Source organism: Halomonas sp. AOP12-B1-6 (genome assembly GCF_052379225.1).
GTDB classification, from domain to species: Bacteria; Pseudomonadota; Gammaproteobacteria; order Pseudomonadales; family Halomonadaceae; genus Vreelandella; species Vreelandella casei.
The window spans coordinates 195,152-214,035 of the sequence record NZ_JBQSYK010000004.1 but is presented as its reverse complement, the minus strand read 5'-3'; the positions used below and the strand labels follow the sequence as shown (position 1 = coordinate 214,035).

General features: G+C 52.2%; 19 protein-coding genes, 4 tRNA genes and 1 pseudogene. 10 read left to right on the top strand and 14 right to left on the bottom strand.

The window, feature by feature from the left end; genetic code table 11:
* Positions 1-71: 71 nt before the first annotated feature.
* From ACT3TR_RS13610 to ACT3TR_RS13590, 5 genes are all read right to left on the bottom strand, one after another.
* Positions 72-1,313: an NAD(P)/FAD-dependent oxidoreductase gene (locus ACT3TR_RS13610; protein ID WP_444625464.1), complete on the bottom strand. Its 1,242-nt coding sequence runs from the start codon at positions 1,311-1,313 to the stop codon at positions 72-74.
* A 312-nt stretch (positions 1,314-1,625) separates the two neighbouring features.
* Positions 1,626-1,700: transfer RNA gene (locus ACT3TR_RS13605), tRNA-His, on the bottom strand.
* 28 nt (positions 1,701-1,728) lie between these two features.
* A tRNA-His gene (locus ACT3TR_RS13600) sits at positions 1,729-1,803 on the bottom strand.
* A 71-nt stretch (positions 1,804-1,874) separates the two neighbouring features.
* Positions 1,875-1,951, bottom strand: a tRNA-Arg gene (locus ACT3TR_RS13595).
* Between the two features lie 89 nt (positions 1,952-2,040).
* Positions 2,041-2,117, bottom strand: a tRNA-Pro gene (locus ACT3TR_RS13590).
* A 224-nt stretch (positions 2,118-2,341) separates the two neighbouring features.
* On the opposite strand from ACT3TR_RS13590, the gene folD reads away from it, so the two are divergent.
* Both folD and mtnN read left to right on the top strand, forming a co-directional pair.
* Positions 2,342-3,202, top strand: a complete 861-nt coding sequence (gene folD, locus ACT3TR_RS13585; RefSeq protein ID WP_096280136.1) for a bifunctional methylenetetrahydrofolate dehydrogenase/methenyltetrahydrofolate cyclohydrolase FolD — start codon at positions 2,342-2,344, stop codon at positions 3,200-3,202.
* Positions 3,203-3,250: 48 nt separating this feature from the next.
* Complete coding sequence (gene mtnN / locus ACT3TR_RS13580; protein ID WP_096280138.1) at positions 3,251-3,961, top strand: 5'-methylthioadenosine/S-adenosylhomocysteine nucleosidase; 711 nt, start codon at positions 3,251-3,253, stop codon at positions 3,959-3,961.
* Between the two features lie 81 nt (positions 3,962-4,042).
* Here mtnN and pyrC read toward each other — a convergent pair whose 3' ends face one another.
* Positions 4,043-5,080 (bottom strand): dihydroorotase, encoded by a 1,038-nt coding sequence (pyrC, locus tag ACT3TR_RS13575; protein WP_444625465.1) that lies wholly within the window; start codon positions 5,078-5,080, stop codon positions 4,043-4,045.
* Between the two features lie 179 nt (positions 5,081-5,259).
* Here pyrC and ACT3TR_RS13570 point away from each other — a divergent pair, with 179 nt between their 5' ends.
* The 3 genes from ACT3TR_RS13570 to ACT3TR_RS13560 are packed head-to-tail and all read left to right on the top strand — an operon-like array spanning position 5,260 to position 7,539.
* Entirely contained in the window at positions 5,260-5,676 is a 417-nt protein-coding gene (locus ACT3TR_RS13570; RefSeq protein ID WP_096280142.1) for a hypothetical protein, read from the top strand.
* Between the two features lie 7 nt (positions 5,677-5,683).
* A complete protein-coding gene (locus tag ACT3TR_RS13565) occupies positions 5,684-6,955 on the top strand; it encodes an ATP-binding protein (RefSeq protein ID WP_444625466.1) in 1,272 nt (423 codons plus the stop codon).
* Positions 6,956-6,999: 44 nt separating this feature from the next.
* Positions 7,000-7,539 carry a response regulator transcription factor gene (locus ACT3TR_RS13560; protein ID WP_444625467.1) on the top strand — a complete coding sequence of 180 codons (540 nt, stop codon included), beginning with the start codon at positions 7,000-7,002 and terminating at the stop codon, positions 7,537-7,539.
* A gap of 53 nt (positions 7,540-7,592) precedes the next feature.
* Here the strand turns inward: ACT3TR_RS13560 and ACT3TR_RS13555 are convergent, their stop codons facing one another.
* Positions 7,593-8,366 (bottom strand): 3-hydroxybutyrate dehydrogenase, encoded by a 774-nt coding sequence (locus tag ACT3TR_RS13555; protein WP_441683714.1) that lies wholly within the window; start codon positions 8,364-8,366, stop codon positions 7,593-7,595.
* A 224-nt stretch (positions 8,367-8,590) separates the two neighbouring features.
* Here ACT3TR_RS13555 and ACT3TR_RS13550 point away from each other — a divergent pair, with 224 nt between their 5' ends.
* The gene (locus ACT3TR_RS13550) at positions 8,591-8,854 is read left to right on the top strand and encodes a GrxA family glutaredoxin (protein WP_096280151.1); all 264 of its coding nucleotides are present in this window, start codon (positions 8,591-8,593) and stop codon (positions 8,852-8,854) included.
* A gap of 255 nt (positions 8,855-9,109) precedes the next feature.
* A complete protein-coding gene (locus ACT3TR_RS13545) occupies positions 9,110-9,877 on the top strand; it encodes a DUF1338 domain-containing protein (protein ID WP_444625468.1) in 768 nt (255 codons plus the stop codon).
* A 57-nt stretch (positions 9,878-9,934) separates the two neighbouring features.
* On the opposite strand, the gene ACT3TR_RS13540 is transcribed toward ACT3TR_RS13545, so the two are convergent.
* Both ACT3TR_RS13540 and ACT3TR_RS13535 read right to left on the bottom strand, forming a co-directional pair.
* On the bottom strand, positions 9,935-10,600 hold the full coding sequence (locus ACT3TR_RS13540) for a CoA transferase subunit B (protein WP_444625469.1): 666 nt from the start codon (positions 10,598-10,600) through the stop codon (positions 9,935-9,937).
* Between the two features lie 80 nt (positions 10,601-10,680).
* Positions 10,681-11,379, bottom strand: coding sequence for a CoA transferase subunit A (locus ACT3TR_RS13535; protein WP_444625470.1), 699 nt, complete (start codon positions 11,377-11,379; stop codon positions 10,681-10,683).
* Between the two features lie 65 nt (positions 11,380-11,444).
* On the opposite strand from ACT3TR_RS13535, the pseudogene ACT3TR_RS13530 reads away from it, so the two are divergent.
* From ACT3TR_RS13530 to ACT3TR_RS13520, 3 genes and pseudogenes are all read left to right on the top strand, one after another.
* Positions 11,445-11,672 (top strand): annotated as a pseudogene (locus tag ACT3TR_RS13530) (LysR substrate-binding domain-containing protein); the annotation flags it as partial.
* 240 nt (positions 11,673-11,912) lie between these two features.
* On the top strand, positions 11,913-12,794 hold the full coding sequence (locus ACT3TR_RS13525; RefSeq protein ID WP_444625471.1) for an acetyltransferase: 882 nt from the start codon (positions 11,913-11,915) through the stop codon (positions 12,792-12,794).
* Between the two features lie 32 nt (positions 12,795-12,826).
* The gene (locus ACT3TR_RS13520) at positions 12,827-13,687 is read left to right on the top strand and encodes a M23 family metallopeptidase (protein ID WP_096280161.1); all 861 of its coding nucleotides are present in this window, start codon (positions 12,827-12,829) and stop codon (positions 13,685-13,687) included.
* A gap of 41 nt (positions 13,688-13,728) precedes the next feature.
* Here ACT3TR_RS13520 and ACT3TR_RS13515 read toward each other — a convergent pair whose 3' ends face one another.
* The 5 genes from ACT3TR_RS13515 to ACT3TR_RS13495 form a co-directional block, all read right to left on the bottom strand.
* Positions 13,729-14,382, bottom strand: a complete 654-nt coding sequence (locus ACT3TR_RS13515) for a lysophospholipid acyltransferase family protein (protein ID WP_096280163.1) — start codon at positions 14,380-14,382, stop codon at positions 13,729-13,731.
* 10 nt (positions 14,383-14,392) lie between these two features.
* Positions 14,393-15,325 (bottom strand): phosphatidate cytidylyltransferase, encoded by a 933-nt coding sequence (locus ACT3TR_RS13510; protein WP_096280165.1) that lies wholly within the window; start codon positions 15,323-15,325, stop codon positions 14,393-14,395.
* Positions 15,318-16,034 carry a CDP-alcohol phosphatidyltransferase family protein gene (locus ACT3TR_RS13505; RefSeq protein WP_444625472.1) on the bottom strand — a complete coding sequence of 239 codons (717 nt, stop codon included), beginning with the start codon at positions 16,032-16,034 and terminating at the stop codon, positions 15,318-15,320. Before ACT3TR_RS13505 ends, ACT3TR_RS13510 begins: the two co-directional genes overlap by 8 nt.
* 211 nt (positions 16,035-16,245) lie before the next feature.
* Positions 16,246-17,358, bottom strand: coding sequence for a glycine cleavage system aminomethyltransferase GcvT (gcvT, locus tag ACT3TR_RS13500; RefSeq protein WP_096280169.1), 1,113 nt, complete (start codon positions 17,356-17,358; stop codon positions 16,246-16,248).
* 119 nt (positions 17,359-17,477) lie between these two features.
* Entirely contained in the window at positions 17,478-18,881 is a 1,404-nt protein-coding gene (locus ACT3TR_RS13495; RefSeq protein WP_441683730.1) for an alanine/glycine:cation symporter family protein, read from the bottom strand.
* Positions 18,882-18,884: the final 3 nt, after the last annotated feature.

Sequence of the window (18,884 nt, the reverse complement as noted above, 5' to 3'; positions counted from 1 at the left end):
TAAAATACTTATTTGAAGTACTTACCGATAAATACCCTACATGGCACTAATCAATGCTTGAACGCCGGTGTTTAGAAGCGGTCTGCACGAAACGGCGCCATATCGACAGCCGTCTCTTTGCCTTCCATCATATCCGCCAGCAGCTGGCCCGTGGCTGGACCTAGGGTAAACCCTTGATGCCCATGGCCAAAAGCGAGCCATAGGCCGGGGTGACGCGGCGCAGGACCAATAATCGGCTTCATGTCGGGAAGACAAGGCCGCGCGCCTTTCCAAGGAGCTTCATCACGCCGCTCGCCTAACGGAAATACGCTGCGGGCTACTTTTTCTGCAGCATCGAGCTGCTTAGCATCGGCTAGCGCCTCTAAACGATCCAGCTGTGCCCCCGTTGTTAGCCGCACACCCGCATTCATTGGCGCAAGCAAGTAGCCAACCTCTGCATCCATTAACCAGTAATTGAGCTTAGCCGGTGTCTGCGTGGCGTAATGCATGTGATAACCACGCTTCACGAAGGTGGGGAAGCGATAACCCAGTTCTTTTAGCCAATTACCCGCCCAAGGGCCTAACGCGACGACGACATTATCTGCTTCAATCGTTTCAGATGGCGTTTTTACCTGCCATCGATCACCAATTTGCTGCACCGACTGAATATCCGCCTGCACAATACGCCCACCGTCGCGGTTAAACGCTTGTGCGTACGCTGCCACCAAAGCGCCAGGGTCAGCCACGGTCCATGAGTCAAGCCAGTGAATTGCACCCACAATGTTACCGCTCAGCGCAGGCTCTTTGACTATAAGTGCTGCTCGATCCAATTCTTCAAATTGAACGCCATAAAGGCGTCTCGCCTCTTCGGCATCTTTTAATCGAGCCACCAGCTTTTCAGGAGTACGGTAGAGCTCAAGCCACCCATCCCTGCGCACTAGGTGCTCTGCCCCAGCGGCCTCAATCATAGGCCCATGAGTTTTGAGCGCCAACTGGATCAACGATGCGTACTCCGGCACGATTTTTTGGTAAGCCTTAGGAGCTGAGTTCATCCAGTAGCGCAACAGTGGAGAGGCGGCATTTATCATACCCGCTAGGCGATAGCGAATATCTACTCTGCGGTTGGGCAAGACGCTTAGCAGCGTTTTAATATCACGCGGGAAAGGATAAGGCCTGACGGCTTCACGCTGAATAATACCGGCATTGCCAAAGGAAGTTTCTCGACCCGGCTCAAGGCGATCCACCAGGGTGACATCATGCCCGCGCTGACGCAGATGCCAGGCAATACAGACACCCACCATGCCTGCCCCCAAAACAACCTTTTGACGCGCCATCGTGATCCACTCCCTTTGCGAATTAGGAATTACTATTACCAGCAGAGGTTAAAAAATAACTTATTGAAAAATATCACTAAACAAAGGGTTTTGACAGAGCTTAAAACTCTCTTTTAACCCGCATAATTAGCAATTAATGCTACCAAAGCATGGGGAATCGCTATTGCTACTGTAGACAAGCTAGCCAACATCATTTTTTCTCGGCGCATTTTTGCTCTTGATGGAAAAGACGAGAAATCGAAAAACAGAAACGCAAAAAACCCAATTAAGGGCATCAAGATAAAATAAGAGTAAGAAAGGAAAATATAGAAATGGGGTGGATGATGGGGCTTGAACCCACGACCACCGGAATCACAATCCGGGGCTCTACCACTGAGCTACACCCACCACAACCTAAAAACGCAAATATTGTCACTGGGGTGGATGATGGGATTTGAACCCACGACCACCGGAATCACAATCCGGGGCTCTACCCCTGAGCTACACCCACCAAAGACAATCTTACGTAAAACAAGCGTGATTGAAGATAGGATTCTGACAGGTTAATACCACTGAATACGGTGGCACGCCCAGCAGGAATCGAACCCGCAACCTACGGCTTAGAAGGCCGTTGCTCTATCCGGTTGAGCTATGGGCGCACAAAGAGCATCCAAAAATAAGAATACTGATGAGCACTAGACCACAACCAATGCTTTAGAAAACAAGCTATCAGCTTTCACGTTAGGTGTGGTCGGGATGGAGGGATTCGAACCCCCGACATCCTGCTCCCAAAGCAGGCGCGCTACCAGACTGCGCTACATCCCGATTCTATCACCCTAGACGCTACCGCTTTGCCCGTCCAAGCGAGGCATATATTACTATTTTTAAATTTAAAGTCAACAACTAAACGGGTTATTCGTTAAGTCGCTTTGCCTGGATGCCCTAGCATGCGAAAATTGCCGCCTTTAAAAGCGTGCCGTTACATCAGCATGACGATGCATAGCCCTTATTAACGTCACCCTTATCAACGTCCACAGGGATTCCAGAACATGACCGCCCAACTAATCGATGGCAAATCCATCGCTGCTACTGTCCGCCAACAGGTTGCCGAAAAAGTCGCCGCACGCCGACAAGCAGGTTTACGGGCACCGGGACTAGCCGTTGTTGTGGTTGGAGATGATCCCGCCTCTCAAGTCTATGTCAATAATAAGCATCGCGCCTGCGAGCAAGCCGGTATTGTCTCGCTTCAGCACGCCCTGCCAACCAACACGTCACAGCATGAGTTAGAAGCGCTTGTCGACCAGCTCAATAGCGATCCGAACATAGATGGCATATTGGTGCAGCTACCGCTGCCTAAGCATCTTGATGCTGGGCCTATCTTAGAGCGCATTCGACCCGATAAAGATATTGATGGCTTTCACCCGTATAACATCGGTCGTTTAGCGCAGCGTATGCCTGCGCTACGCCCCTGCACCCCTAAAGGCATTATGACGCTGCTCGCTCAAAGCGATATAGCCTTACGCGGCCTAGATGCCACCGTGGTGGGCGCATCTAATATCGTTGGTCGCCCAATGGCGTTAGAACTTATGTTAGCGGGCTGCACCACGACCGTATGCCATCGCTTTACGCAAAACCTTGCCGAGCACGTCAGCCGCGCCGACATATTAGTTGTGGCTGTCGGCAAACCGGGCCTGGTTAAGGGTGAATGGATAAAGCCTGGCGCTGTCGTCATTGATGTAGGCATTAACCGCCAAGAAAACGGCACGCTAATCGGTGATATCGATTTCGCAGTGGCAGCCGAACGAGCAAGCTTCATCACGCCGGTGCCTGGCGGCGTTGGCCCGATGACGGTAGCGACGCTGCTTGAAAACACGCTAGAGGCGGCAGAGCAACACGACCTAACGCAGTAATCACGACGTCCAGGACGGCATTCCCCTTTTACTCAGGAGCATTGTGCAGTGAAGCGCATTGGTATTATTGGCGCGATGGCGCAAGAGGTTGACGCCTTAGTCAGCCAGCTAGAAGACGCTCAACGCTATGAACACGCAGGCTTTGTATTTCATACGGGCAAACGCTATGGCCTTGAGGTCATCGTACTGCTATCGGGCATTGGCAAAGTAAACGCCGCGGTAGGTACGGCAATTTTGCTAGAACGCCATCAGCCCGATGCCGTCATTAACACCGGTTCAGCAGGCGGATTTGCTGCTGATTTAGCCATTGGCGATGTCATCATTTCAGAAGAAGTACGCCATCACGACGTTGATGCCGTGGTATTTGGCTACGAAATAGGCCAGGTGCCGGGCATGCCCGCCGCCTACCTCGCTGATACGCAGCTTCGCGGTATTGCTCGTAACGCTATCGCCTCGCTAGGCGAGGTTCAGGTACGTGAAGGTTTGATTGCTACCGGTGACGCCTTTATGGCTGACCCTGCGCGCGTCGAAGCTACTCGGGCTCAGTTTCCTACGATGCTGGCCGTCGAGATGGAGGGCGCCGCCATTGGGCAAACGTGCCATCTTTATCAATGCCCGTTTGTGGTGATTCGTGCCCTTTCTGATATTCCTGGCAGCGGTGACAACCATCTTTCATTTGATCAGTTCTTAGAAGTGGCTGCCGATCACTCATCACGCATGGTCGATCAAATGCTTCAACAGCTGGGCAACGCCGATTAACGGCAAAAATATAGCGCTCGCTGATTAAAGCCACTTCTACCGTCGGCAGCGTGGCCGACGGTATAACGGTTAAGGTTAAGCCTACGCCTTGACTGCCCAGCTAAGCGTCTCGCCCGCTAAAAGCGGAACAATTTGCTCGCCCTGCGCATAAGGGTAGCTTTCAGGCAAACGCCACTCACGCCGCTCCAGCGTGATGCGGTCAGCATTGGGTGAAAGGCCGTAAAAACGCGGGCCATTAAGGCTTGCAAAGCCTTCCAGCTTGTCCAGCGCATTCATCTCGTCAAAAGCCGTTGCGTAAAGCTCAATGGCTGCAGGCGCTGTGTAAGCACCAGCACAGCCACAGCTTGACTCTTTAGCATCCTGCGAATGCGGTGCGCTATCGGTGCCGAGAAAGAACTTATGACTACCGCTCGTGGCCGCTTTTAACAGCGCCTGACGATGCTGCTCACGCTTCAAAATGGGCAGGCAGTAATAATGCGGACGAATACCGCCCACCAGCATTTTATTACGATTAAACAGCAGGTGATGCACCGTAATAGTGGCGGCCACATTATCCGGCGCTTGAGCGACAAACTCGGCCGCCTGCTGGGTAGTAATATGCTCAAACACCACTTTCAGTGCCGGATGGCGTTCCAGCAGCGGCTTCATAACCTTCTCAATGAACACTGCTTCACGGTCAAAAATATCAATTTGCGCATCGGTCACTTCACCATGCACTAGCAAAGGCATACCGACCTTCACCATCATCGCAATCGCTGCGTCGCAGTGCGCCAAATCGGTGACACCAGAGTCGGAATTGGTTGTTGCGCCAGCCGGATAAAGCTTCACTGCTTTGACAATACCGCTTTGTGCAGCACGCTCGATCTCCTCGGGGGGCGTGGTATCGGTGAGATACAGCACCATCAAAGGCTCGAAAGTGCTACCCACTGGCAAGGCTTCTAAAATACGCTGGCGGTATTCAAGCGCTTGAATAGTAGTAGTCACCGGCGGCGTTAGATTTGGCATAATGATCGCGCGCCCCATCTGAGCGGCGGTATGTCCTACAACGGCTTTTAATGCGCCATCGTCACGTAAATGAAGATGCCAATCATCTGGGCGAGTCAGAGTTACAGTGTCCATGGCAAGTCCTGTGCTGAAGTAAAGTCGCTAAAACAAGGGTACGCACAGTATACGCAATTAGCCGTGTGGATAAATCCACTCTTCAAGCCCCCACAGCCTTGCTCAAGTGTCGTATCATGACCACACTTTTACACTGACTGTTTTCACAAGCAGGTTTATCGGCAAGGATCGGATTGTTTATGCAGAACGTGCGTCGCTATGCAGACATTATTGCCAGCCTAGAAGGATTAATGTGGCTTAGTCTCGCCTGGTCTATTTCGCTGTCTGTCCATATCGGCAGCACTGAACCCACGCTTGCCATACTGTTGGTGATCGGCGCTCTGGTGGTTTTTAGCTGGGCTCACCGGCCACTGCGCTACTTACTGCACCGCTATCATATTCGCAAACGGCGCACCGATATGTGGATACATATTTTAGCACTACCGCTCTTACTCGCGATGTTCTTCCACATTATGCTCGCTGCTTTGCTGAGTAGTGCCTGGCTGCCACCTAAAATGCTGCTGTTTAATATACTGGCCTCTGCCGGCTGGGCAACCTATGTGATGACGCTGTTTATCAAGTTTGTCATTCACGGTTTAAAAGCCAAAACGAAGTAAACGTATCATGCAAACCGCCCTTCCTCTTCCGCTGTCCACACCCAACCGTAACTTGGTGAGACTCACCATGGTACGTGGCATCACCTGGACAGGCTTTTTAATCGCCATCATTGTCGGCGTTGAACTGCTGGCCTTCGACTTACCGGTCACTCCTGTTGTCGGCGTAGTCATTGCCATGGGCGCGCTCAACATTGCCACCTGGTGGCGCCTGGGACGCCCTCGAGCGGTGACGCATATTGAGTACCTACTGCACTTACTCGCTGACATCACCGGTTTGACGCTGCTGTTTTACTTTTCGGGTGGCTCTACCAACCCCTTTATTAATTATTACTTAGTGCCTATTACCATTGCGGCAGCCACCCTACCTTGGCGCCATGCATGGATCATTGCCGCGTGCTCGATGGCCGGCTATACGTTTTTAATGTTTTTGTATCATCCGATTCATCAACTGGGGCATATTAATAGCGACGATCTGCTTAACCTGCACGTGCTTGGCATGTGGCTTAATTTCGGCCTGTCTGCAGGACTCGTGACTTTCTTTATTTATAAAATGGCCCACGCCCTGCGCAGCCGTGACCAAGCGCTGTCGCGCACGCGTGAAGCCGCGCTGCGAAACGAACAGGTTCTGGCGGTGGCCACTCAAGCCGCGGGCACTGCGCATGAACTGGGAACACCGCTGTCTACTATGGCCATTCTACTCAAAGAAATGCAGGGTGACGCCCCTACCAACTCAGTGCTACATGAAGACATCGTGCTACTACGCCAGCAGGTGGACGTATGCAAATCACGCTTACAAAATTTAGTGCTAAATGCTGATCGTCGGCGGATGGCTGAACCTGAAGTGCTTGATGCTGAAACATGGCTAGCAGGAGTGGTACAGCGCTGGCTAGTGCTGCGGCCAGACGTGAACCACCAGTTTAGCGTGACCGAGAAGCGTGGGCGCCCCTGGTTAGCGGTCGATGCCACTCTTGACCAAGCGCTCATGAACTTACTCAACAACGCCGCTGATGCAAACCCGGACCAAGTTGCGATCCGCCTAGACTGGCAGGGCGATAATGTGGTGATTGATATTCGCGACCATGGCCCCGGCGTTGCCATGTCGATTGCCGACCAGTTAGGCGAAACCTTCGTTTCTACTAAAAGCAAAGGGATGGGGATCGGCTTATTTTTAACGCATGCCACCATCAACCGTTTTGGCGGCGGTGTGAGCCTGTACAATCACCCCGAAGGAGGTACGCTGACAGAAGTAACGCTACCTCGCTGCGCGGCGCCTAATTAATCGACGCACGCTTAAAGCATCTCCAGCAATGGATTAAGGACATCATGCCAACTCAAGAGCAACGCCTGCTGATCATTGATGACGACGAAATGTTTTGTCATGTCTTAAATCGCGCACTCACGCGGCGCGGCTATAGCGTTACTGTTGCTCACGATGCGGAGCAGGCGATTACGATGGCCGCACAGCACTTGCCCACCATGGCGACTCTTGACCTGAAGCTTGAAAATAGTTCTGGCCTAAAGCTGCTGCCTGAACTGTTGGCTATCTCGCCCCATTGCCGCATCGTCGTGCTGACCGGTTATTCCAGCATTGCCACGGCGGTGGAAGCCATTAAGCTCGGCGCTGCAAACTACCTATGTAAACCGGTGGATGCAGACGATGTATTGATTACTTTTGAGCGCCAAAGCGGTGATCCCGACATTGAACTGGCGGACAACCCTCCATCAATTAACCGCATTACTTGGGAACATATTCAAAAAGTGCTGCAAGAGCACGACGGCAATATATCTGCCACCGCTCGGGCATTAGGCATGCACCGTCGCACTCTTCAGCGTAAGCTTCAAAAACGCCCGGTACGTCGTTAGATTAACCACCGACGACCGTGCAAGATTGGCAGCGGACTGAAAGCTATGCGCGATTAGTGCGCCGTCCAGCCTAGATCAATATTAAAACTGGAGCCGGTGACGGCGCCCGCCGCATCAGAGGCCAGATAAGCGATTAACTGGGCAACCTCTTCAGGCTCGATTAAGCGCTTTATCGCAGCCTGTTTTAGCATTATTTTTTCGACAACATCCTGCTCATCCATGTTATTCAGCTTGGCCTGGTCGGCAATCTGATTATCCACTAGCGGCGTTTTCACATAGGCTGGGCAAACTGCATTTGCGGTAATACCTTGCTCCCCGCCTTCAAGCGCAGCCGTCTTAGTCAAACCAATCATCCCGTGCTTAGCACTGGTGTAAGCCGCTTTTCCCGGCGATGCCACCTGCGCATGGATTGACGCTACGTTAACAATTCGACCCCAGCCCTTTTTTCGCATGTGCGGCCATGCTGCCTGGGTCAGTAAAAATGGTGCGGTCAGCATTAAATCAATGATCTGGTGCCACTTCTCTTCGGGAAACGTCTCGATGGAGGCAACATGTTGAATACCCGCATTATTGACCAGTATATCGACACTACCAAAACGCTTGACCGCCTCAGTTACGGCCCCACGGCACGCATCCGGATCGCTCAGGTCGGCTTCATAAAACACAGCGCCCGCTTTTTCCGCAACAGCCTTTCCCGCTGGATTAAAATCTACCGCGAGCACCTGGTGCCCTAGCTTGCAAAAATGTTCCACCACAGCAGCACCGATACCACTGCTAGTACCGGTTACCAACGCAACACGCGGCGCGGTAGTCGCTTGAGAAGGCATAGGCATTTTCCTTTCGTCAGGGTTGATTGCGATGACATTTATCACTACAGAGTACTTACGGGCCGATAACCGTCAATTATAGCTAGCGTAGTGAGCGTCTATTGGCGAAAAGCGTTGGGCTCAGTCACAATAGGCGCTCATTTATCGCGTAACTAACGGCAACTTATTCACGCAATTATTGCCTGTTAGCAGCCTGTCCAGCCTATCGTAAAGGAGTGCCATCTATGTTTGTGGTTATTTTTGGTCGAATGTCATGCCCTTTCTGCGTGCGTGCAAAGCATCTCGCGGAACACTTAGAAAAGGCCGGTAAAATTGAAGGTTACCGCTATGTCGACATGCCGTCCGAAGGCGTGACAAAAGAAGATATTGCCAAAACTGCGGGTAAGCCTATCCATACAGTACCTCAGGTGTTCGTCGATCAGGTACATGTTGGCGGCTTTACGGAGTTTGACCAGTTTGTGCGCGACAAACAGCTGCTAGCTGGTTAACGCTGGTCATTGTTGCCATGAACATTGTTGCCATGAACATTGTTGCCATGAACATTGTTGCCATGAACATTGTTGTCAGGAACATTGTTGATATTAACATTATTGACATTAACCTAGTTTGTTCTCCGTCTTAAAAGCTTAGCGTTAAAACGTTCGTTAATACCCGTTGAACTCTTGCCTCTCGCACTTGCCTATAATGAGCAGTGACTCAACGGCTCACGCTAGGGTGCGCCGCTTTTGGGCAAGGAGTTCACCATGCAGCGTAATGAGTTTGTTCAGCAGCTGTGGCTTGACTATATACATACGCATTCCGACATCGGAGCGCTGAGGCTTTGGCCTCTCTCGACCACCGCCGACTACCTAACGTTAGTGACCCTTAATCATGGCCCTTTTGCCGCCACTGCCCTAACGGGAAGCTTGGCTCGTATGGGGTATCGACCAATCGGCCGCTATGCAATGGCTGACAAAGGCCTCCTGGTTAGCCTTTTAGCGCCGAGCGATGGCGGCAGTTGGCTGGTACTGGCCGAACTACAAATGGGCACGCTATCAAAGGCTCCACGCAAAGCGATCGAAGCGCTGGTACAGCAATCGCATCCACAGGACTGCAAAGGCCACAATTTGCTGTGCCGTGGCAGGCCCTGGCCCATGCCATCGTGGGAGCTTTATCAACAGTTGCTATCGGCTCATCCGCTTGCCGCTTGGCTGGCTGTTATGGGCCCGCGCTTGCATCATGCAGGCTTTGATTGCACGCAGCTGGGCGAGCCATTAATAGCTCTGGATCAAAAACTCCACGAGCTAGGCATGCCAGGTTTAAACGAGCATCAAAATGGTGTCTTTGCTATTTCGCCACTGCTTGACCACCGCTTCTACCCCACAACATCGCAAAAAGTAGTGTTTGGCGAGGGCGATGAGCATCGGGTTTGCCTAGGCGGCTTGTCGCTGGTTCAAACGCACGCTGAAAGCGCTCATGGCCGCATTGCTGAGGTACTTCTGCCTGATCACACCCGCTGCGAAATGGCGTAGACGTCGCCCTTAGTGAGCCCGCCTTACGCCATTCAAGTAATGTAAGCTACCCGCTTATTATTCGGTGTCAAAGGTCATTTCGGGCACGTGGTCTGGAACGATCAACTTGCCCGCCGTTTTCTCAATAATCTCTTCGACGCTGACACCTGGGGCGCGCTCTTTGAGAATAAAAGCGCCGTCTTTAATTTCAAGATAGGCCAGATCGGTTAAAACACGGCTAATACACCCAGCACCGGTCAAGGGTAGCTCACATTTTGTCAGCAGTTTGGATTCGCCATGCTTAGATGCATGGGTCATGGTGCAAATAATATTATCCGCGCCAGCAACCAGATCCATAGCACCGCCCATGCCTTTGATCAGCTTGCCCGGAATCATCCAAGACGCAATATTTCCCTCCTGATCAACCTCAAAAGCGCCGAGTACGGTCAGATCCACGTGACCGCCGCGAATCATGGCAAAAGATTCTGCCGAAGAAAAAATCGCTGCGCCGGGGCGCGCCGTTACCGTTTCTTTACCCGCATTGATCATGTCCGAATCAAGCTCGTCTTCGGTGGGATAACGGCCCATCCCCAACAGACCATTTTCAGACTGCAGCATGACGTCGATACCGTCTGGAATATAGTTGGCTACTAGCGTAGGAATACCGATGCCCAAGTTGACGTAAAAGCCATCTTCCAGTTCACGTGCGACACGCTGAGCCATTTGTTCTCTTGTTAACGCCATGGTGACTTCCTCTTTATTGAATCGATAAGTGAGCAGCTAAAGGACATTTGAAAAATAAATATTTTAAAAGAACCAACGGATTAGCTGCGCACCGTGCGTTTTTCAATGCGTTTTTCAAACGTGCCCTGGATAATCCGATCCACATAAATGCCCGGCGTATGGATCTGGCTAGGCTCAAGCTCACCTGGCTCAACGATTTCTTCAACTTCCACCACGGTGATTTTTCCTGCGGTGGCGGCCATGGGATTAAAATTTTGCGCCGTATGACGATACATAACGTTGCCATAGCGGTCGGCCTTCCAGCCCTTCACAATGGCGAAGTCACCAATAATCGCTTCTTCTAAAATATAGTGTCGACCGTTAAATTCACGTACTTCCTTGCCATCTCCAATGGGCGTGCCGTAGCCCGTCGCGGTATAGAACGCCGGAATACCCGCCCCGCCTGCACGCATTTTCTCTGCCAGGGTGCCCTGAGGGGTTAATACCACTTCAATCTCATCGTTGAGCATTTGTTGCTCAAATAGAGCATTCTCGCCGACATAAGAAGCCAGAATTTTACTGATTTGACGTTCTTCAAGGAGCAGCCCCAGGCCAAAGCCATCAACACCGCAGTTATTGGAAACCACGGTAAGGTCATTAACGCCACGTCGCTTAATTTCAGCAATGAGGTTTTCTGGAATACCGCATAGGCCAAAGCCGCCAGCGATCACCGTCATACCGTTTTCGATACCTTCCATTGCCTCTTCATATGAAGATACGCGCTTATCGAAACCTGCCATTGTTATGCCTCACATTGTTGTCGTTGAGTAATCAACATTGCCGCTAGTGCGCAAACTGCGTAGTGCTGCTACCGCTATCCAAACACCTTCTTGCCCAGCGGGACAATACCGAAGAGCGGCTGGGTCAGCGCTTTACGCTGCAGCTTGGCCGTCTAAGCATCGCGGCAATGCCTGCCTTTGCCTATAATTTACTACCCGCTGCGCTGGTTAGATTTCGCCAGCAATATTATAAAATCAATATTACCGTGCACGATGTCATCAACGAAGAAGTAATGGAAATGGTGTGCTCCCGATACCATTCACAGCGCCCGGCATTTCTTGCCAAGTAGGCATACTGACTCAACAAGAACTATCAGTCGCCGCCCATGCGCTGCGCAACGTATTACTTGAAACTGTTCAGGCACCATCGACGCCTCATGGCTAAAGAACCGTTTCCTAGAAGCTAACCTTGCTGTTAATGCTGGGCAGCGTGGCTTTGATCCTTTAGCATTCAGGATTAATAAGCGATTGATCTGACGTTAAGGAAACGTGGTATGCCTATTGTAAAAGGGCTGGTTAGCACACTGCTGCTGGTGCTCAACACGCTGGTTTGGGGTGTACCTCTTATTCTACTGACCTTGCTGAAAATCATAACGCCGGGGCAACGGCTCAAGCAGCGCGTGTTGCGTGGCTTAAATGCGGTCGCGCTTAACTGGATTGGCTGTAACTTATGGTGGATGCGTCACTGGCTTCAACCTGACGTAAACTTCAGCATCCCCGAGCACCTTAGCCCTCAACAAAGCTGGTTAGTGATATCCAATCATCGCAGCTGGACTGATATTTTCATGCTACTTATGGCGTTGCACCGGCGTATTCCAATGCCTCGCTTTTTTCTAAAGCGCCAATTAATTTGGATTCCTATCGTCGGGATGGCTTTCTGGGCGCTAGAATTTCCTTTTATGCGTCGATTTAGTCGAGAGCAGATAGCCAAAAATCCTAAATTAGCCGTCATTGATCGTGCAGCGACCGAGCGTATGTGCCAACAGGCCCGCAATACTCCGATTGCCATTTTTAACTTTGTTGAGGGTACGCGCTTTAGCGTCGCCAAACGCGAAGCGCAGCAGAGTGCTTATCGCCACTTATTGCGCCCTAAGGCAGGCGGCGTGGCACAGGTACTTAGCCTGCTAGGAAACCAATTGGATGGTATCCTAGATGTGACGATAAGCTACACCAACTCGTCGCCCACTTTTTGGGGATTTTTGTGCGGTAAAGAAGCCCCCATTGCGCTATACGCACGGCAACTAGACATTCCTTTGTGGGTTAACACACCAGACCACCACGACGAAAAGCAGCATAAGGAACGCTTCCACACATGGATCAATGCACTCTGGCTGGAAAAAGATGGCCTGCTGGACGACCGAACCGCGCACGACTGACAGCCCTACTGGGCTGCTGTCTGTTTGCGGGGATGCTAACCGGCTGTGCCAGCGGCCCGCAATCGTCGTCTCAAGGAGCAGCACCTAGCGCCAGCCAGCTCAGCGGCGACTGGGTGCAAGTACGCCGTGGCGATACCCTGGGGGAATTGGCCGCAAGAGCTAGCGTACCGCTAGAGCGTCTGCAGCGCTTTAATCCAAGCGTCGATGCACGCCGCCTTGAAGTCGGCCAGCGGCTATTGATTCCCACTCAGCAAGAGCGTGCGCCTTCCGGCGGGCCTTATCGTTATCAAATTCGACCCGGTGATACTTTTTCAAGCATCGCGCGGCATTTTGGCACCACCAGTGGACGTATTCAGGGTGCCAACGCGGGCACATCAGCTACCAGCTTACGAGTAGGCCAAGTCATTAGCCTACCGCTAAGCAGTACGGCGACGAGAAGCTCAGCGAGTTCAAGCGGCGGATCGTCAAACGCTAGCCCGCCGACAGCCGTCAGTGCACCCAGCCAGCCGTTGCCCGCATCAGCACGACGCTGGCCCTGGCCGCTTGAAGATTATCGCGTGGTTCGCCGGTTCGGCCCTGATAGCCGAGGCACGCTACAGCCCATGTTGTTGGCTACTCAAGCCGGTGCCCGCGCCCAGTCCGTGGCACCAGGAGAGGTTCGCTTTGCCAACGGGATGCGCCAGCTAGGCGAGGTGGTCATCGTGCACCATGCCGATAATCTGCAAAGCGTGTACGCCCTGTGTGAGCGTATCTTGGTTAAGGTAGGACAGCAGGTCAGCGCCGGTGACGCACTGTGCGAAATAGGCCAAAGCGATTCGACTCAGCGCTATGACCTATTGTTTGATTTACGCCAAGGCGGCAAGCCTATCGACCCTAGGCAGGTACTTAGATAGACGAGTCAAGCGGAGTATAAACACACAGCCTGGCCGGTGGCTCATAAACCTTCATCGAGCCAGGCACTGCCCTGACACTGCGCTTTAAGCTCTACAAAAGCCTCATCCACTGCTCCCATGAAGCCCTCAGCCGTCTGGTCTGCATAGATGCTGTCTCCCACCGCCACATCACAATTACGTGGCACAAGTAATGCTTCGCCTTTGGGCAGCGCACGCCCTAAGCCTCTTAGTAGCACCGGGGTTACACCAATCTCCGGGGTTTCCTTGAGCATGTGATAAACGCCTTTTTTCATTGGCTGCATCGACTCAGGCTTACCGCGGCTGCCTTCAGGGAATAGGATAAGTATATCGCCAGCTTTCAGTGCCGTTTGGCAATCTGCCAGTAAATCCTTGCGCTCAGCGCTGCCATCACGATGCACTGGGATAATATCGAGCACGTTCGTCGAAAACCAAGCCAGCCAGCGATTGGAGAGAAAGTAATCCGCTGCCGCGACAGGACGAACCCGGTGTAACTGCGACCACGGAAACAGGCTCATCAGCACCAGCGTATCAAGATGGCTATTGTGATTGGCGATAATGACATGCGGCCCTTGCTTAGGCAGCCGCTCGCGTTGATAAACATTAAGCCCAATAACAATGATAATGAGAGGCCTAACCACAAGCATGAAAGACAGTATCTTCAGCCAGCGTTTCATGGCGGTTCCCTTAATAAGCAAAATAGCGATAGAAGTGGAAGAAGATAGGCGCGGTATAAATAATGCTATCGAGTCGATCCAGAATGCCGCCGTGACCAGGTATTAACTGCCCCGTGTCCTTGATACCTAGATCGCGTTTGACAGAAGAAATGACGACATCGCCAAAAAAGCCTGCCACCGCAATCATCGCCCCAACCACCAAACTCAGTTGCCAGGAAAGTCCCGTTAGATAAGGACCAATCATGCCCGAGCAAAGCGTCACCGTGACACAGCCACCAATAAAACCTCCCCAGGTCTTATTCGGGCTCACTAAGGGAATAATCTTGCGTCGACCCACCTGTTTGCCCCAAATGTACTGGCATACGTCATTGAACTGAGTCAGAAAGATCACAAAAAGAACGGGGCCAAGATATCCTGCAGCATGATTTATCACCGGCAGTGTTAATAGCGCGGCCAGGTGGCTAATACAGTAAACAGCTAGCATCACCATCCAATGAATAACACCGGCTGAGCGGATAAAGCCATTATTGTCACCCAGCAGCAGCATCCGTACAGGCAGGAATAAAAATACATAAACAGGTACGAACACGTTGAACATGCCGTACCAGTCATGCCATATCCAGAAATACTGCAGCGGAATGGCCAGGTAAGCCCAAAACAACACGCGACGATCGGTGAGCCGGGTCGGCACAATCGAAAAGAATTCCTTAAGTGCTAAATAGCTAAGAAATGCAAAGAACACAATTCCCGCTTGGCGATTGAGCATCAGCACAACAAATAGCAGACCAATCATCCACCACCAGGAGCGAATACGCAGCTTTAGCTCCTGATAATCCCGGGTCGGGTTCTGCTGCGCCAACCACAGTCGAGACAAACTGGCCACGCACAGCAACCCCAGCACAGCAAGCACGACCGTTCGTGCATGGGGTGCAATCTCAAACATGATCCGCACCCTGCTCTGTCGCCCGCTCAGGATCGCTGCTGATAACATGCGATTGATCCACAAGATAGCAATGAATAGCGCGGGTACGGCGCGCAATCGTCCAGGTACAGCCAACAACAAACACTAGCGTCACCACAAACATAGCGACACCCTTCGGCCACCAAAAAGATTCCAATACGCTAACTAAGCAGGCGGCGGTCAATAGCGCCATACGGTGTTGCTTAGCCATAGGCCCGAGAAAGCGCATAGGCGCACCCATCGAAGCACCCAACACACGAACGTAGGCCGTTGCCACCGCTAGCATAGCCGCCAGCCAGCCCATCCAAATACCGGCTGGCTGCCAGCTTGCGGCGGCATAGCCCGCGGCGACAAGCAGCAAGGTATCTGCAAGCCGGTCAGGCATGTCATTGTACAACTCACCAGAAGGCGTTGACTTGCCACCTTCCATGGCGACCATGCCATCGAAAAGATTGCACAGCAGCCGCCCCTGAATACCGGCAATAGCCATTATCGGCAGCAGCCAATCGGCACCCCCTTCCGCATGGCGCCAAAACACCAACATCAGAGCAGCGAACGCTGCAAAGCCGATACTCGCAAGGGAAATCTGATTGGGAGAGATCTGCCGTTTACTCAGCCAGACAGTAATACGTTGAGCGAAACGATGGTCACGGGTTTTGATGGGACGACGCGTCCCCTGAGAGGTGGACACAAGTCGATACTCCTAAGCATCACAGATGCAGCCATACTAATTCAGCGGTTAACAACGAAGCAACGCCTTTGAGCTGTATTCGCGCCTGCGCTTATTCGTCGTACTCCCAAGCGACGGCGAACACGTTTCAATGTCGCTATGCCCAGCTTATCTTTTAATCCGAGGCGCAAGACGCTAGAAACATGCTAGCGCCTTGCGCGGCGTGCTGTTATTAACCGCGATAATAGCCCGCTTTTACAAAGGGCATGGGCGTCACCACCATCGGCAGCTGTTTACCGCGCACGACCGCATACACAACGCTTTGCGGGGCTTCCTGCTCGCGGTTCACATAGCCCATAGCAACCGGCGTACCGATACTGGGACCAAAACCACCCGATGTAACTATTCCTACGTCATTGCCTGCCGCATCTACCAATGGGGCACCTTCGCGCACCGGCGCCCGGCCTTCAGCCAAAAGTCCTACACGCTTGCGGGTATGATCTTTGGTATCGACTTGATGCAAAATCACATCGGCACCTGGGAAGCCACCCGGACGCTCACCGCCATGACGACGCGGCTTGCCAATTGCCCAAATGAGCCCAGCCTCTATCGGCGTGGTTTGCATATCCATATCATGGCCATAGAGGCACAGCCCCGCCTCTAACCGCAGCGAGTCACGCGCGCCCAGCCCAATCGCCTCGACCTCGGGCTCGGCAAGCAGTCGTTCAGCAAACTCTTCGCAGAAATCGGCGGCGACGGATATTTCAAAGCCATCCTCGCCGGTGTAGCCGCTACGGCTAACCCACACTTCCTGGCCTGCAATGATAAAGCGGCCGTGCTGCATAAACACCAGCTCGCAAGCTTCGGGGCAAAGCCGCTGCATCACATCACGTGCCAGCGGGCCCTGCAGCGCCAGTAATCCGCGCTCTAAGGGCTCGATAGTATGGGTCGCTGACAAACTCAACCGCAAATGCGCCAAATCTTGATCTTTGCAGGCGGCGTTAACGACAAGATAAAAATGATCACCGGCATTCACCAGCATCAAATCATCAATGATTCCGCCTTCAGCGCTGGTGAAAATCCCATAGCGCTGAGCGCCCTTTTCCAGTCCGACGAGATCAGCGGGTATCAGCGTTTCAAGAGCCTGCGCTACGTTGTCGCCTGAGACCAGAATTTGCCCCATGTGCGAAACATCAAACAGACCGCACTGATGGCGCGTATGTTCATGCTCTTTTTTAACACCCAGCGGATATTGCACCGGCATATCGTAACCAGCAAAAGGCACCATTTTTGCACCTAGCCGACAATGTAATGCATGAAGCGGCGTTTGCTTTAACGTTGTCATGAGACTTCCTCACTTAAATGGATCACTTAAAAGAGAACGGGAAGCCACCGACTAAGTGTCTTCCCGCCTCTGTAATGACTGACACCATGCACTCAATAGCGCATCAAGCGCTTAGCGCATTATTGATCGTGGTCTAGCTCTTCACCCGGCAACACGTCTTTGCCGTCAAAATAGTCCTTGGTCAGTTTAAAGACTACTGGTGAAAGTAGTGCTAGAGCAATCAAGTTGGGGATCGCCATCATTGCATTAAAGGTATCAGCCATTAGCCAGATAAAGGTCAACTGCGCAATAGCCCCTAGCGGGATCGCTAATACAAACAGCACCCGATAGATCATGATAGAACCGGTTCCGAATAGGAATTGGCAACATTTTTCCCCGTAGAATGACCAGCCAAGAATGGTGGTGAAGGCAAAAATAGCCAACGCCACCGCTACGATCTGATTACCATACCCGGGTAGCGCTGCATCAAATGAGAGTGCGGTCAGCGATGCGCCAGCCTCTCCCTCCATCCACACGGTAGAGGTCAAAATCACCAATGCGGTAATCGTGCACACTATAATCGTATCGATAAAGGTACCCAGCATGGCAATCAACCCTTGGCGTACCGGGTTTTTAGTTTTTGCCGCTGCGTGCGCAATAGGTGCACTACCCAGGCCTGCTTCATTAGAGAAGATGCCTCGGGCTACACCAAAACGAATGGCTGCCATGACAGCAGCGCCAGCAAAGCCACCGGCCGCCGCCATCGGGTTAAAGGCGTAGTAAAAGATCAAGCCAAATGCTTCGCCAATCTGACCAGCGTTGATAATCAACACCAGCAGGCCAGCCACCACGTAGGCAATCCCCATAATCGGCACCAGTTTACCGGCGACTTTAGCAATACGTTTGATACCACCCAGAATCACTGCACCGGCCAATACCATAATAACGACGCCCGTCAGCCAGTGAGGTACGCCGAAAGTGATGTCCATAGCATCTGCCACGGAGTTGGACTGGACAGTATTACCAATTCCAAACGCTGCCACAGCGCCAAAAAAAGCAAATACGCCACCTAACCACAGCCACTTTTTGCCTAGGCCATTTTTGATATAAAACATCGGTCCGCCGACGTGGAAACCTGTGCTATCGGTTTCACGGTAGCGAACGGCCAAGACTGCTTCAGCAAACTTGGTCGCCATACCCACTAATGCAGTAATCCACATCCAAAAAACCGCGCCGGGGCCACCTAGCGCAATGGCGGTAGCCACACCGGCAATATTACCGGTCCCGATCGTGGCAGAAAGCGCTGTCATCAACGCATCAAAAGGCGATATCTCTCCATCATCGCCTTTTGATGCGACTTTATCAGCGCTTGCCTTGGACTCACGACCAGCCCACATTAGTTTGAAGCCCATGCCGAGTTTTCTGATCGGTATCAGTTTCAAGCCAAGCTGCAGGTATATACCCACGCCCAGCAGCAGAACCAGCATGAGCGGCCCCCAGACCACGCCATTAATGGCCCCTAACAGGTTTGTTAACATTTCCACGCG